15 protein-coding genes are annotated in these 14,232 nt (G+C 70.0%); 11 read left to right on the top strand and 4 right to left on the bottom strand.

Going from position 1 to position 14,232, the window contains the following annotated elements; translation table 11 throughout:
* Window positions 1–11 precede the first annotated feature (11 nt).
* The 4 genes from EXE58_RS17920 to EXE58_RS17905 all read left to right on the top strand — a co-directional run bounded on the left by EXE58_RS17920 (window position 12) and on the right by EXE58_RS17905 (window position 3,283).
* Window positions 12–812, top strand: a complete 801-nt coding sequence (locus tag EXE58_RS17920; RefSeq protein WP_135269106.1) for an ABC transporter ATP-binding protein — start codon at window positions 12–14, stop codon at window positions 810–812.
* Window positions 813–856: 44 nt separating this feature from the next.
* Entirely contained in the window at window positions 857–1,318 is a 462-nt protein-coding gene (locus tag EXE58_RS17915) for an NfeD family protein (RefSeq protein ID WP_135269105.1), read from the top strand.
* A 64-nt stretch (window positions 1,319–1,382) separates the two neighbouring features.
* Window positions 1,383–2,519, top strand: a complete 1,137-nt coding sequence (locus EXE58_RS17910; RefSeq protein ID WP_135269104.1) for an SPFH domain-containing protein — start codon at window positions 1,383–1,385, stop codon at window positions 2,517–2,519.
* On the top strand, window positions 2,516–3,283 hold the full coding sequence (locus EXE58_RS17905) for a sulfite exporter TauE/SafE family protein (protein WP_135269103.1): 768 nt from the start codon (window positions 2,516–2,518) through the stop codon (window positions 3,281–3,283). The genes EXE58_RS17910 and EXE58_RS17905 overlap by 4 nt, the downstream gene beginning before the upstream one ends.
* Here EXE58_RS17905 and EXE58_RS17900 read toward each other — a convergent pair.
* Entirely contained in the window at window positions 3,227–4,273 is a 1,047-nt protein-coding gene (locus EXE58_RS17900; protein ID WP_135269102.1) for an alpha/beta hydrolase, read from the bottom strand. The genes EXE58_RS17905 and EXE58_RS17900 overlap by 57 nt on opposite strands.
* A 112-nt stretch (window positions 4,274–4,385) precedes the next feature.
* On the opposite strand from EXE58_RS17900, the gene EXE58_RS17895 reads away from it, so the two are divergent.
* Window positions 4,386–5,492 (top strand): PP2C family protein-serine/threonine phosphatase, encoded by a 1,107-nt coding sequence (locus EXE58_RS17895; protein WP_135269101.1) that lies wholly within the window; start codon window positions 4,386–4,388, stop codon window positions 5,490–5,492.
* Window positions 5,493–5,533: 41 nt separating this feature from the next.
* Here the strand turns inward: EXE58_RS17895 and EXE58_RS17890 are convergent, their stop codons facing one another.
* A complete protein-coding gene (locus EXE58_RS17890; protein ID WP_135269100.1) occupies window positions 5,534–6,037 on the bottom strand; it encodes a CAP domain-containing protein in 504 nt (167 codons plus the stop codon).
* A 274-nt stretch (window positions 6,038–6,311) separates the two neighbouring features.
* Between EXE58_RS17890 and cobA the strand changes: the two genes are divergently transcribed.
* Both cobA and EXE58_RS17880 read left to right on the top strand, forming a co-directional pair.
* Window positions 6,312–7,574, top strand: a complete 1,263-nt coding sequence (cobA, locus tag EXE58_RS17885) for a uroporphyrinogen-III C-methyltransferase (protein ID WP_135269099.1) — start codon at window positions 6,312–6,314, stop codon at window positions 7,572–7,574.
* Complete coding sequence (locus EXE58_RS17880; protein ID WP_135269098.1) at window positions 7,567–8,370, top strand: TrmH family RNA methyltransferase; 804 nt, start codon at window positions 7,567–7,569, stop codon at window positions 8,368–8,370. The genes cobA and EXE58_RS17880 overlap by 8 nt, the downstream gene beginning before the upstream one ends.
* Window positions 8,371–8,376: 6 nt before the next feature.
* On the opposite strand, the gene def is transcribed toward EXE58_RS17880, so the two are convergent.
* Window positions 8,377–8,982, bottom strand: a complete 606-nt coding sequence (def, locus tag EXE58_RS17875) for a peptide deformylase (protein ID WP_135269097.1) — start codon at window positions 8,980–8,982, stop codon at window positions 8,377–8,379.
* A gap of 72 nt (window positions 8,983–9,054) precedes the next feature.
* Between def and EXE58_RS17870 the strand changes: the two genes are divergently transcribed.
* Window positions 9,055–10,419 (top strand): acyl-CoA dehydrogenase family protein, encoded by a 1,365-nt coding sequence (locus tag EXE58_RS17870; protein ID WP_135269096.1) that lies wholly within the window; start codon window positions 9,055–9,057, stop codon window positions 10,417–10,419.
* Window positions 10,420–10,470: 51 nt separating this feature from the next.
* Complete coding sequence (locus tag EXE58_RS17865) at window positions 10,471–11,682, top strand: acyl-CoA dehydrogenase family protein (protein WP_135269095.1); 1,212 nt, start codon at window positions 10,471–10,473, stop codon at window positions 11,680–11,682.
* Window positions 11,683–11,749: 67 nt separating this feature from the next.
* On the opposite strand, the gene EXE58_RS17860 is transcribed toward EXE58_RS17865, so the two are convergent.
* Window positions 11,750–12,040, bottom strand: coding sequence for a YiaA/YiaB family inner membrane protein (locus EXE58_RS17860; RefSeq protein WP_135269094.1), 291 nt, complete (start codon window positions 12,038–12,040; stop codon window positions 11,750–11,752).
* Between the two features lie 97 nt (window positions 12,041–12,137).
* On the opposite strand from EXE58_RS17860, the gene EXE58_RS17855 reads away from it, so the two are divergent.
* Complete coding sequence (locus EXE58_RS17855) at window positions 12,138–13,562, top strand: pyridoxal phosphate-dependent decarboxylase family protein (protein ID WP_208544072.1); 1,425 nt, start codon at window positions 12,138–12,140, stop codon at window positions 13,560–13,562.
* A gap of 9 nt (window positions 13,563–13,571) precedes the next feature.
* Window positions 13,572–14,189 (top strand): hypothetical protein, encoded by a 618-nt coding sequence (locus EXE58_RS17850; RefSeq protein ID WP_135269093.1) that lies wholly within the window; start codon window positions 13,572–13,574, stop codon window positions 14,187–14,189.
* Window positions 14,190–14,232: the final 43 nt, after the last annotated feature.

Genomic DNA, 14,232 nt, shown 5'->3' with positions numbered 1-14,232 from the left:
GGGTGAACACCATGTCCGCCGTCATCGAGTTCGCCGGTGTCACGGTGCGTCGCGGCCGGTCGGTCCTGCTCGACGAGATCGACTGGGAGGTCGAGGAGGACGAGCGCTGGGTCGTGCTGGGTCCCAACGGAGCGGGCAAGACCACGCTCCTCCAGGTCGCCGGTGCGCAGCTCCACCCGAGCGCAGGGGTGGCGGGCATCCTGGGGGACGTCCTCGGCACGACCGACGTCTTCGACCTCAGACCCCGCATCGGGCTCACCAGCGCGGCCCTCGCCGATCGCATCCCACGTGACGAGCTGGTGCGCGACGTCGTCGTGTCCGCCTCCTACGGCGTCCTGGGGCGGTGGCGCGAGCACTACGACGAGCTCGACCACGACCGTGCCGCAGGGTTGCTCGCCGAGGTCGGCGCGACCTCGCTGGCCGACCGCACCTTCGGCACCCTGAGCGAGGGGGAGCGCAAGCGCGTGCAGATCGCGCGAGCGCTGATGACGGACCCCGAGATGCTGCTCCTCGACGAGCCTGCGGCCGGTCTCGACCTCGGTGGCCGCGAGGACCTCGTGGCCACCCTCTCGGTGCTCGCCCTCGACCCCGACTCACCGGCGACGGTCCTCGTGTCGCACCACGTGGAGGAGATCCCGCCGGGGTTCACCCATGCGCTGCTGCTGCGCGCAGGAGTGGTCGTCGACTCCGGGCCCCTCGACGAGGTGATCACCGAGGCGTCGCTCTCGTCGACGTTCGGGATGCCGCTGACGCTGACCCGGTCCGAGGGCCGCTTCGCCGCCCGGAGACGGGCGACCCACCGCGCCCTGTGACGCGAGGAGAGTGTGCGGTCCACCGGGGTGACTAGGCTGGTTGCATGGACTGGATCGGGGACCACCTCTGGGAGGCGTGGCTGGGGCTCGCCATCGTGCTCGGCGTCGCCGAGATGTTCAGCCTCGACCTGATCCTGATCATGCTCGCCGCGGGCGCAGTGGTGGGCATGCTCGCCGCTCTGCTGGGGCTTCCGCTCATCGCCCAGGCGCTGCTGGCCCTGGGTGCCTCCGTGGCGATGATCGCCCTCGTCCGTCCCGCGTTCGCCAAGCGCCTCCACGGAGGTCCCGAGCTCGCGCTCGGGCACGGAAAGCTCGTCGGCACCCAGGCGCTCGTCACCGAGGACATCTCCGCGCTCACCACGGGCCGCATCAAGGCCGCGGGCGAGACCTGGTCGGCCCTGCCCTACGACGAGACGTTGACGATCACGGCCGGCGAGACGGTCGAGATCCTCCAGATCAAGGGCGCGACCGCCTACGTCCACCCGGTCGCCCGACTCGAGCCCTAGTCTCGACCCGTCGATCCACACCACCTCAGAACACCCACCGCACCACCCACCCGGGGGAGAATCCATGACACCGCTCGTCCTGCTGGCGCTCTTCGCGCTGTTCATCGTCGTCCTGCTGTCCAAGACGGTGCGCATCGTGCCGCAGGCCCGTGCCGGCATCGTGGAGCGCTTCGGGAAGTACAAGACCTCGCTGCCCGCCGGCCTCAACATCCTGGTGCCCTTCATCGACAAGGTGCGCTACATGATCGACCTGCGCGAGCAGGTCGTGAGCTTCCCCCCACAGCCGGTCATCACCGAGGACAACCTCGTCGTCTCGATCGACACGGTCATCTACTTCCAGGTCACCGACCCCGTCGCCGCGACCTACGAGATCGCCAACTACATCCAGGCCGTCGAGCAGCTGACGATGACGACGCTGCGCAACATCGTCGGTGGCATGGACCTCGAGGAGACGCTGACCAGCCGCGACGCGATCAACAGCCGGCTGCGGGGCGTCCTCGACGAGGCGACCGGCAAGTGGGGGATCCGCGTCAACCGTGTCGAGCTGAAGGGCATCGACCCGCCCCCCTCCATCAAGGACTCGATGGAGAAGCAGATGCGTGCCGACCGCGACAAGCGTGCGGCGATCCTGACGGCCGAGGGCCAGCGCCAGTCGGCCATCCTGACCGCTGAGGGGGCCAAGCAGTCCGCCATCCTCAACGCCGAGGGTGACCGCGAGTCGCAGATCCTGCGCGCACAGGCCGAGCGCGAGGCACAGATCCTGCGCGCCCAGGGTGAGGGGCAGGCCATCCAGACCGTCTTCCAGGCGATCCACGACGGCCAGCCCGATCAGTCGCTGCTCGCCTACCAGTACCTCCAGATGATGCCCAAGATCGCCGAGGGCGACGCCAACAAGGTGTGGGTCATCCCTTCCGAGATCACCAAGGCCCTCGAGGGCCTGGGCTCCTCGATCCACGAGGTCGCCGGAATCCCGCGGGACGCCACTCCGCGCACCCGTGTGGACATGGGCAGCACGGAACCGCTGCTCCCCGCCTCGCAGGACCCCGAGCTCGCCTCGACCTCCAAGGCCGTGGAGGACGCCATCGCCGAGGCGCGCAACGCCGCCAACCCGGGCAAGTCGATCCCGGGTGAAGCTGGCACTGCAGACTCGGGCACTGCTGACCCGGGCATCTCCGACCCGGGGGCCCCCACCGGGCAGTGAGCCTGCTCGAGGCCGGCCTGGTCGTCCTGGCGGGCATCGCAGCCGGCACCATCAACACCGTCGTGGGGTCGGGGACGCTCATCACGTTCCCGACCCTCCTCGCGTTCGGCGTGCCGCCGGTGACGGCCAACGTCTCCAACGCGATCGGTCTCGTGCCGGGATCGGTCTCCGGGGCCGTGGGCTACCGGCGCGAGCTGGGGGGCCAACGCGCGCGCGTCCTCCGCCTGGCGAGCGGCACGTTCCTGGGAGCGCTGGCAGGTGCGGTGCTCCTCCTGGTGCTGCCGGCGAGTGCGTTCGAGGCGATCGTGCCGGCGCTGATCCTGCTGGGCCTGGTCCTGGTGGTCTGTCAGCCCCGGCTCTCGGCCTGGGTGGCCGCGCGGCACGCCCACCTCGGCGGCGTGCCCGAGAACGGCGCCCCCTGGGTGTGGCCGGCTGTGCTTCTGGTCGGCGTCTACTGCGGCTACTTCGGTGCCGCCCAGGGTGTGCTGATGATGGCCGTCCTCGGGATCGGTGTGGACGACACGCTCCAGCGGCTCAACGGGGTGAAGAACGTGCTCGCTGCCCTCGGCAACGGGGTGGCGGGGCTGGTGTTCGTGCTGGCCGCCTTCGACACCGTCGACTGGACCGTCGTGGCCCTCATCGCCGCAGGTTCGGTCATCGGTGGGCAGCTGGGCGCGGGAGTCGGCCGCCGACTGCCTCCCTGGCTGCTACGGACGGTGATCGTGATGGTGGGCGCCGTCGCCCTCGTCGTGCTGCTCGCGTGACGCGTCAGGTGGGGTCGACTCCGTCGTGGCCTCGGTCTCGACCCAGGCCCGAAGCCAGCCGTCGATCCGCTCATAGGCTTCGGCTCTCACCGCCGGGCGGGACAGCACGACGTCGTGCATGGCCCCATCGATGGCGATCGAGGTGACGTGCGCTCCCACCGAGGAAGCCCAGCGTCGGATGTGCTCGACGTCGAGGACGATGTCGGTGGAGTAGACCTCCTCCGACATCTCGGTGGGCTCGTGGCTGCGACTCGAGGACAGCACCAGGATCGGCCCGTCGAGGTCCAGGCCGGCGTGCAGCTCGGCGTGACCCCGGCGGATGGCGCTGAGCCAGCCCACCCGGATGGGCCGGGAGTCGACGGGCTTCCAGGTCAGGTCGTAGTCCCACTCGCCCTCGAGCTGATGGTGGAGCGAACGACCGTAGAAGCCGCTCACCGTACGTGGGATCACCCGCTTCGGCGCGCGGGATCCGACGCGCGCCAGAGTCACCCGCGCGGCCGAGCCACGGAGCCACGCCGGCCCCTTGAGGTCGAACCAGGGCGAGTTGAGCACGGTAGCGGTCAAGCTGGAGGGTCGCCGCTCGTTCGCCCAGAGCGCGACGGTCAGCCCTCCGGTCGAGTGTCCTGACAGCACCACGGAGTCGTGCTCGTCGCGCTCGGTGACCCGCCACCACGCCAGGTCCAGCTCGGCGAAGTACTCACGCAGGTCGGTCACGAAGTTCGGCGTCTGGTGCGCGAGCAGGGACCGGCCGTACTTGCGAAGGTCGAGGGCGTAGAAGTCGTACCCGCGGGCGGCCCACCACTCGGCGTACTCGGTGTGGAAGAAGTAGTCGGCGAAGCCGTGCACGTGGAGCACGGCGCCGCGGGCGGGCGTTCCGGTGGCGGGGAGCCTGACCAGGGTCGCCACGACCGGACCCTCGTCGTCGGGGGGAAGCACGATCGTCTCCGACGTGTAGGGCTCACCCAGCACGTCGGTCCTAGTCGGCGTCATGGCACACATCGTGGCAGCCGAGGATCGGCCGGCGTGACGGTACGCCACAGGACGTGCACACGATTCCGCGATATGGCATCGGCAGGGTCCATTGCGAACTAGACTTTCGCACGTGCCGACTGTCCTCGGGACATCGCGGCAACGCCTCAACGCCCATGTCCAGCAACGCATCGAGGGCTGGCGTACCGGCTCGCGCGGGAGCCAGCTGTTCGTCCTGTTCCTGCTGATGGCGCTCGCCGGACTCACCCTGCTCCTCGCGCGGTCCACGACGGACCTGGTGCCCCTGACGGTCTGGTCCCTGTGGCTGCTGGTGGGGATGATGACGCTGCGCTTCGGCCCGCTGCTGGTGCTCTGCGCGGTGGTGATGGTGTGCTCCACCTACGCCGCGCAGATGGTCGGCCTGGACGGGCAGCGCGTCGTCATGAGCCTGCTCACGCTGGCCTTGGCGAGCATCCTCGTGTTGTTCCAGTCGAGCCGGCAGCGGTCCGGCCTGCCGGTGGCTCTGAGCGAGGCCGTGCTGACACAGCTGCGTGACCGGCTCCAGGCCCAGGGCGTCATGCCTGAGCTGCCGCACGGATGGGTCGCCGAGTCCGCCACCCTCACCGCTCACGGCACGAGCTATGCGGGGGACTTCTTCCTGGCCGAGGTGGCCGACGGGCGTCACCTGGAGATGGTCCTGGTCGATGTCTGCGGCAAGGGAATGTCGGTGGGACCGCAGGCACTGCAGTTCTCCGGCGCCCTGGGCGGACTCCTGGGAGTCATGCCGCCGGCGGACCTGATGCGGGCCGCCAACACGTTCCTGATCCGGCAGAATGCCGAGGAGTCGTTCGCGACCGCGGTGCACCTCCTGATCGACCTGCAGAGCGGCACCTACGCGATCACCAGCGCCGGCCACCCGCCTGCGCTGCACTGGCGCCGAAACCCCGGCGGCTGGTTCGTCGACAACGCACGCGGCATGGCGCTCGGAGTCATCGACGACGTGGACCACGAGCCCAGCTGGGGACAGATCGCCCCGGGCGAGGCCTTGATGTTCTACACCGACGGGGTCGTGGAGAAGCGTGACGCCGATCTCGACGTCGGTATCGAGTGGCTGCGGCAGACCGCCATGCTCGCGGTGGACTCCCACGGCTTCCCGGGCCTGCCGCGCCGCATCCTCCGCAAGGTGCGTGGCGGCAACGACGACCGCGCGGTGCTGGTGCTGAGGCGCCTCGAGAACTGACTGCTCCGACCTGGCGTCCTAGGACGCAGAGCGCTCGGGAGTCAGCGAGTACGGACGACGTTCAGGACGCCGACCAGTCGGCCCTGTGCGTCGCTGGCCACGGCGACGCCCGCGAGCTCGGCGCGCTTGCTCAGCAGGATGACGCGGTGACCGGGGGAGTTGAGCCAGGCGGTGACCATCGACTGCGGAGACAGCCCAGCGCCACGGATGAGGGTCTCGCCCGCCCAGGATGTGCGGCAGCGACGGATGACCTGGTGCTGGTCGCGGTGCTCGAAGGCTCCGGTCCGCACGATGCGGCGCCCCCAGCTCTCTGCCATCCGGTCGGTGCACCCGTCGAACCGGGCGATCCGAGGCAGGCCGTTCGCCTTGCGCGCCTGGTTGATCTCGACCATGAGCTGGGTCTCGAACTCCTCGAGGGAGGTCGGCGCGCTGGTGGCGGTCGTCTTCGGCACCGCCCACGTGCGGGCCTGGGCTGCCGTGGGCGTGAAGGCCATCATGAACAGGCAGGCCAGCGCGACGGTCAGCGAAGCGCGAAGTAGGCGCATGGGACGAACTCCAGTGAGGTTTTCGAGCGACTCCGGCGGTCAAAAGCACTTGATGAGATCTATAAGGAGTCTGGAGCAAGTCTAAGATTTTGTCTCTAGAATCCCCGAATCCTCGGGAGGCAGCCCCAAGATTTGGTCAAGTACCTCTAGGAACGACTGTGAATGCCATGCATGACGGTGGAACCCCGAAGATCTGAGGCGGTCTGGACCAGTCGGAGTGTCAGGGACCGAACACCCGGGGCCGACTGACGGTCGGTGCCACGAGAATGGACGCATGAGCGATGACTCCGGCACCGGGCCCGGGCCCTATCTGGCTGGCCTGGTGCTGGCGGGTCGCCGCGTCGTGGTCGTCGGTGGCGGACACGTGGCCCAGCGCCGCATCCCCACCCTCATTGCTGCTGGTGCGCAGGTCGTGGTCGTGAGCCCAGAGGTGACGCCCGCCATCGAGGGGATGTCGGCGGAGACGACCCTGCTGCTGAGGGAGTTCCGCGAGAGTGACGTCGATGACTGCTGGTACGTCGTGGCTGCCACCGACGACCCGGTCGTCAATGCTCGCGTGGCTGCTGCTGCCGAGGCACGAAGGATCTTCTGCGTCCGCAGCGACGACGCCACGGGTGGTACGGCGTGGACGCCCGCGGTGGGCAACCACGGGAGCCTCACGGTGGGCGTGCTCGGCAACCGGGACCCCCGTCGGTCCGCCGCCGTGCGCGACGACATCGTCACGGCCTTGCGCGAGGGCCTCCTGGCCGCGCCGGATGCCCACGACCGGCAACCGGGGGTCGTCCTGGTCGGTGGTGGCCCCGGCGACCCTGACCTGGTCACCGTGGCGGCTCGGCACGCACTGGCGTCCGCCGACGTGGTCGTCGCCGACCGGCTCGCGCCCCGCGAGCTGCTGGACGGCCTCGGTCCGGACGTGGAGCTGATCGACGTGGCGAAGCTCCCGCGTGGACGGTATGCCTCCCAGGACTTCATCAACGAGGTCATCGTCGACCGCGCGCGCCAGGGCAAGCGAGTCGTGCGCTTCAAGGGTGGCGACAACTTCGTCTTCGGTCGCGGGTTCGAGGAGGTCCTGGCGTGCCGTGAGGCAGGCGTGCCCGTGTCGATCGTCCCGGGGCTGTCCTCGGCGATCGCCGTGCCTGCGCGTGCCGGCATCCCGGTGACCCACCGAGGGGTGGCCCACGACTTCACGGTGGTGTCCGGACATCTTGCTCCCGGTCATCCGGACTCCCTCGTCTCCTGGGAGGGCCTCTCCCGCATGCAAGGCACCCTCGTCCTGCTGATGGCGGTCGAGAACGCCGCAGCCATCGCGCATGCCCTCGTCGAGGGCGGCCGCGACGCAGCAACACCCGTCGCCGTCGTGGCAGACGGCACGATGCCCGCGGAGCGGACGGTGCTGACGTCGCTCGGCTCCCTCGGCGAGGACCTGGCTCGCCACGCGGTCCGCCCGCCAGCCATCATCGTCGTCGGCGACGTGGTTGCGGTCGCTCACCCCGACCACTTCGCCCCGGGCCCGCACAGCGGGGAGACCGATGGCTGAGCTCGTCGAGCTCGATGACCCGAACGACCCGCGGCTCGGCGACTACCGCGACCTGCGTGACGTCGAGCTGCGCAAGCACCTCGAGGCCGAGCACGGGCTCTTCCTCGCCGAGGGCGAGAAGGTCGTGCGCAGGGCGGTCGGCGCGGGCTACGCGCCTCGCTCGTTCCTCATGGCTCCGCGCTGGGTCAAGGGCCTCTCGGACGTCCTCGAGGAGTGCGACGTGCCCTGCTTCGTGCTCCCCGAGGCTCTGGTCGAGCAGGTGACCGGGTTCCACGTCCACCGCGGCGCGCTCGCCTCCATGGAACGCGCTGCACTTCCGAGCGTCGAACAGGTCCTCACCGGCGCGCGGTCGGTGCTGGTCCTGGAGGACATCGTCGACCACACCAACGTCGGTGCCATCTTCCGCAGCGGCGCCGCGCTGGGGTTCGACGCAGTGCTGCTCGCCCCGCGGTGTGCCGACCCTCTCTACCGCCGCTCGGTGAAGGTCGGGATGGGCGCGGTGTTCTCCACCCCGTGGACGCGCCTGCCCGAGTGGTACGACGCCCTGCCGACGCTGTCCGCTGCCGGCTTCACGACCGTGGCGCTGACCCTGGCGCCGGACGCCGTGCCCATCGAGGACGCCGTCTCCGGCGTCGACCGGCTCGCACTCGTCCTCGGCTCCGAGGGCCACGGCCTCTCGAGCCGGTGGGAGGCGAGCGCCGACCGCAGGGCGATCATCCCGATGAGGGCGGGGATCGACTCGCTCAACGTCGCGGCGGCCAGTGCGGTCGCGTGCTACATCGCCGCCCGTCGCTGAGGGCCCTCAGGTCGGTGACGTCGCCGCCGGCCAGGTGAGCGGGTAGTCGTCCGCGACCTTGTCGTGCTGCTTGGTGAGCCGCTTGCGTGACTTGGTGGACAGGCGGTCGCCGAAGACCGTGCCGAGCGTGTGGTCGGTCTCGTGCTGAAGGCAACGCGCGAGCAGGCCGTCACCCTCGAACGCCACGGGAGTCCCGTCGAGACCCGTGCCCTCCACCCGCGCCCAGTCGGGCCGCGGGCACTCCACGAACGCCCCGGGGAACGACAGGCACCCCTCGTCGCCGTCGTCCAGCTTCCGCTCCCGGCCCTCCGGCAGGGTGAGCACCGGGTTGCACACGACGCCCACGGTGTGGGCGCCGGACTCGTCGGGGCAGTCGAAGACGAACATCGCCACGTCCTCACCGATCTGGCAGGCGGCCAGGCCGACCCCGTCGGCGGCGCGCATCGTGGCCACCATGTCGGCGGCGAGCTGGGTGAGCGAGGCGTCGTACGACGTCACCGGCTTCTGCGGGCGGTGCATGACTTCGGTGCCCCAGCGCGTGATCGGGCGTACGGTGCCACCCTCGGGGAGAGGGCCGTGCGGAGCGTGCGGTGTGGAGTCCGGGGCTGCCATGGCGCGATCGTAGTGAGACGCGACACGGGCGAATGAGTGGTGGATGTTGTAACTCCAAGTTACAGTGAGGTCATGTTGCTGATCAAGAGTTTCCGACCTGGCGGGAAGCATGGCGTCTCGCACCGGGAGAACCGCGACCCCATCGGCTACGCCGTCGCGGGGCTGAGCCGTCTCGCCCAGAGCGAGGTGCTCGACCGGTTCGGTCTGCGCAAGCAGGTGGAGCAGCTCGTCTTCACCACGACGCGCAACGGCTTCAAGACTGCGACCGCGGCGAGCCGCACGTTCGCCAAGCGGGGCAAGCAGGGAGCAGCCGGGGTGCGGGTGCCGGCCGAACGCGCCAGCGGCGTCTTCGACCTCACTCCCACCGAGGACGAGCAGATGCTCGTCGACGTCGTGAGCGAGCTCGCGGCCGAGCTCGTCCGCCCGGTTGCGGCAGACGCCGACGACGCCTGCGAGACACCTGCCGACGTCCTCAAGGCGAGCATCGAGGTCGGGCTCCCGATCCTCGGTGTCCCCGAGTCGCTCGGCGGGATCTCCGAGCAGCGCTCGGCCATGGCCGGGACCCTCGTGGCCGAGGCCCTTGCCCAGGGCGACATGGGCATCGCGGTCGGCACTCTCTCCTCCGGCGCCGTGGCGACTGCGATCGGCCTGTGGGGCACCCAGCAGCAGCAGGAGACCTATCTCCCCGCCTTCACCGGCGACGAGGTGCCGGTCGCCGCGCTGGCGCTGAGCGAGCCGGCCGTCCTCTTCGACGTGCTCACGCCGACGACGACGGCGGTCCGCGACGGCGACGGCTTCGTCCTCAACGGCGTGAAGTCGGCCGTCGCCCGTGGTCACCAGGCCGAGCTGTTCGTCGTGGGCGCCTCGCTCGACGGCAAGCCGGCCCTGTTCCTGCTCGAGTCCGGCGCGGAGGGGATGCTGGTCGAGGCCGACCCGTCCATGGGGGTCCGCGCTGCGAGCCTGAGCCGCCTGACGCTGAGCGACGTCCGTGTCCCGGCGGACGCTCTGCTGGGCGAGCTCGACGGCACGACCTACACGGAGTGCGTCCGACTGTCCCGCCTCGCCTGGTGCGCCCTGGCGGTCGGCACCGGGCAGGCGGTCCTCGACTACGTGACGAAGTACGTCAACGAGCGTGAGGCCTTCGGCGAGCCGATCAGCCACCGCCAGTCGGTGGCCTTCATGGTCGCCAACATCGCCATCGAGCTGCAGTCCATGCGCCTGGTCACCTACAAGGCCGCCTCCCGGGCGGCGCAGGGCAAGGACTTCAGCCGAGAGGTCGCCCTCGCCCGCAAGCTGTGCACCGACAAGGGCATGCAGATCGGCCTCGACGGGGTCCAGCTGCTCGGCGGCCACGGATTCGTCAAGGAGCACCCGGTCGAGCGGTGGTACCGCGACCTGCGTGCCATCGGAGTGATGGAAGGAGTGGTCCTCGTCTGAGTTCGACGCTGACTGCGCTCGCGACTCCACCACCGACGAGGAGAACACACCATGATCAACCTTGAAGTCCCGAAGAAGCACCGCGTGCTCATCGACCAGGCCCACCAGGTCGCGATGAACATGCTGCGCCCGATCTCCCGAAAGTACGACCAGGCCGAGCATGCCTACCCCAAGGAGCTCGACATGCTCGCCGCCATGATCGACGGGCTGTCCGACTCCGGTGCAGCCGAGGGCGCAGGAGCCTCCGGCGTGCGACGTGAGGAGAAGGCCGACGAAGGCGGCGTCAAGAACGGCTCCAACATGGCCTCGGCCATGTCCATCGCGGAGATGTGCTGGGGCGACACCGGCCTGCTGCTCTCCATGCCGCGTCAAGGACTCGGCAACTCCGCCATCGCCTCCGTGGCCAACGACGAGCAGCTCGAGCGGTTCGCGGGCACGTGGGCCGCCATGGCCATCACCGAGCCCGGCACCGGCTCCGACTCGGCCAACATCAAGACCACGGCCGTCCTCGACGGCGACGAGTACGTCCTCAACGGCGAGAAGATCTTCGTCACCTCCGGTGAGCGGGCCGACAGCGTCGTCGTGTGGGCGACCCTCGACAAGTCGCTGGGCCGCGCGGCCATCAAGTCGTTCGTGGTCCGCCGCGACAACCCCGGCATGAAGGTCGAGCGCCTCGAGCACAAGCTCGGCATCCGCGCCTCCGACACCGCGGTGATCACGTTCACCGACTGCCGGGTGCCGGCGTCCGACCTTCTCGGCTCGCCCGAGATCGACGTCAAGCAGGGGTTCGCGGGCGCCATGGCGACCTTCGACAACACCCGCCCCCTGGTGGCCGCCATGGCCGTCGGCTGCGCTCGGGCGGCCCTCGACCTGACTCGCGACCTTCTCGAGCGAGCTGGTGTCGTCGTCGACTACGACCGTCCCGCCACCCTGCAGAGCGCCGCGGCGGCCAGGTTCCTCCAGCTCGAGGCCGACTGGGAGGCTGCGCACCTGCTCACCCTCCAGGCGGCGTGGATGGCCGACAACCGCAAGCCCAACTCCACCGAGGCGTCCATGGCCAAGGCCAAGGCGGGCCGCATGGGCTCCGACGTGACGCTGTCGTGCGTCGAGCTGTGCGGCACGCTCGGCTACAGCGAGACCGAGCTGCTCGAGAAGTGGTCGCGCGACTCCAAGATCCTCGACATCTTCGAGGGCACCCAGCAGATCCAGCAGCTCATCGTGGCCCGTCGGATCCTGGGGCTCAGCAGCGCCGAGCTCAAGTGAGCGCCTGATCAACAGCACGAAGCCCCTCCCGGCTGGCCGGGAGGGGCTTCGTGCTGCGTGGCGTGGGTCAGGCGGACTTGTAGGGGTCGTGCTGAGCGAGCATCTTGTCCAGGCGAGCCTGGTCGAGGCGGTGGACGACCGTGCTGTCCTCCTGCATGTCACGCACGACCTTGGCGAGAGTGAAGGTCGACGTCGTCAGGTAGAGCGTGCCGAGGGCGAGAAAGCCCTTGATCCACGGGTCCGCCTCCATGAAGTAGATGGCGACCAGCATGGCGAAGAGAGCGGCACCGAAGGAGATGGCGGCCTGGGCGGCGAAGGCGGTGGTGTTCTTGGCGGTGGAGGCGAGGGTCGAGTTCATGGCACAAGCCTCGCCGTGGGGAGCGTCGGCCGGATCCGACCGGCTACCCGATCTGCTCTGAGTACTCCCACCCATCCGGGAGGGGTACCTTCAGGCCATGTCAGGGCACATGTCCCCCGAGGAGTTCCGTCAGCACGGTCACGCGGCCATCGACTGGATCGCCGACTACTGGGCCTCGCTCGAGGAGCTGCCCGTGCGCTCGCCCGCACAGCCCGGTGACGTACGACGTGCGCTGCCGCCGACGGCGCCCGACGCAGGTGAGCCGTTCGACGCGCTGCTCGACGATCTCGACGCCATCGTCGTGCCGGGCCTGACGCACTGGCAGCACCCGCGCTTCTTCGCATACTTCCCGGCCAACTCCTCGCCCGTGGCCATCCTGGGTGACCTCCTCTCCAGCGGGATCGGTGCGCAGGGGATGCTCTGGGCGACCAGCCCGGCACTCACAGAGGTCGAGCAGGTGGTGCTCGACTGGCTGGTCCGCGCGCTGGACCTGCCGGAGACGTTCCTCTCCGACGGCCCGGGCGGTGGGGTCATCCAGGACACGGCCTCCACGGCCACGTTCACCGCGCTCGTCGCGGCCCTCCATCGAGCCAGTGGTGGCGAGGCACGGATCACCGGCGTGAGCGCAGGGGAGTGGCGGGTGTACGGCTCCTCGCAGGCCCACTCCTCGCTGGTGAAGGCGGCCATCATGGCGGGGCTCGGTGAGGAGGCGGTGCGCCTCGTGGGGGTCGACCCCCACACCCAGTCGATGGACGTGGACGCGCTGCGTGACGTCGTGGCCCAAGACGTGGCGGCCGGGCTACGGCCGCTGATGGTGCACGCCTGCGCGGGCAGCACCTCGACCGGGGCGATGGACGACATCGTGGCGCTGGGAGAGGTGGCGCGGGAGCACGGCGCGTGGCTCCACGTCGACGCGGCCTGGGCTGGCGTGGCCGCAGTCTGCCCAGAGCATCGTCAGCACCTCGCCGGGGTGGAACTGGCCGACTCGTTCGTCACCAACCCGCACAAGTGGCTCCTGACCACCTTCGACTGCAGCACGCTGTGGGTGCGCGACCGGACCCCGCTCGTCGGCGCCCTGTCGATCCTGCCGGAGTACCTCCGCAATCGAGCCAGCGACTCGGACGAGGTGGTGGACTACCGCGACTGGCACCCCCAGCTGGGCCGTCGCTTCCGGGCTCTCAAGCTGTGGGCCGTCCTGCGCACCTACGGCCTCGACGGGCTGCGCGCGCACATCCGCGACGGTGTCGAGCTGGCGTCGTACGCCGCCGACCTGGTGCGCGCCGACGACCGCTTCGAGCTGCTCACCGAACCCGTGCTCTCGCTCGTGGTCTTCCGGCTCCGGGCCGGCGACGAAGCGACCATGGCTGCGATGGAGGCCGTCAACGACTCGGGGGTGGCCTACCTGAGCCACACGACCGTCGAGGGCCGCATGGCGATGCGGATAGCGGTCGGCGGCTGGCGCACTTCTCGGAGCGACGTCGAGCGCACGTGGCGAGCGTTGCAGGAGGCAGCGGAGCCCTAGGTTGTCGGGATGAAGCTCTACGCCGACCTCCCTGCCCGCCGGTTCCGTCAGGTCGTGGCGGACGCCCTCGTCCTCTGCTGGTTGGTGCTCTGGGTGTGGGCGGGCGCGGCGGTCCACGACGGCACGATGGCGTTGGCGGGTCCCGCGCGGCAGACCGACACCTCGGCCTCGGCGATGGCTGAGCAGCTGAGGGACGCGGGTGGGAGGGTCTCCGACGCGCCCCTGGTCGGCGACGAGCTCGCGGCGCCGTTCGACCGGGCCGCCGACGCCTCGGAGGGGATCGCTGAGGCAGGACGCGGCACGGTGCGCGCGGTGGAGCGGCTCGCGCTGATGCTCGGGCTCTCCGTGGCGCTGATCCCGATCCTGATCGTCGGGGCCTTCTGGGGACCGTTGCGGTGGCGGTTCGTCCGGGAGGCGACCGCGGGGGCGCGCTTCATCGACGCGCACGAGGACCTCGACCTCTTCGCCCTCCGGGCGCTGGCCAACCAGCCGATGCGCGTCCTGGCCAGGATCAGCGACGATCCGGCCGGCGCGTGGCGCAGCCGGGACCCCGAGGTCGTACGACGCCTCGCCGAGCTGGAGCTGGCCGACGTCGGCCTGCGCCCGAAGCGGATGCCGGCTGCGTGATGCTCAAGCTGGAGGCACCTACATGCCACCAGCCGAGCGACGC

Source organism: Nocardioides seonyuensis (assembly GCF_004683965.1).
In the GTDB taxonomy this organism is placed as follows: Bacteria; Actinomycetota; Actinomycetes; order Propionibacteriales; family Nocardioidaceae; genus Nocardioides; species Nocardioides seonyuensis.
The sequence above is the reverse complement of the archived record's forward strand: the minus strand, read 5'-3'. Positions and strand labels throughout refer to the sequence as shown.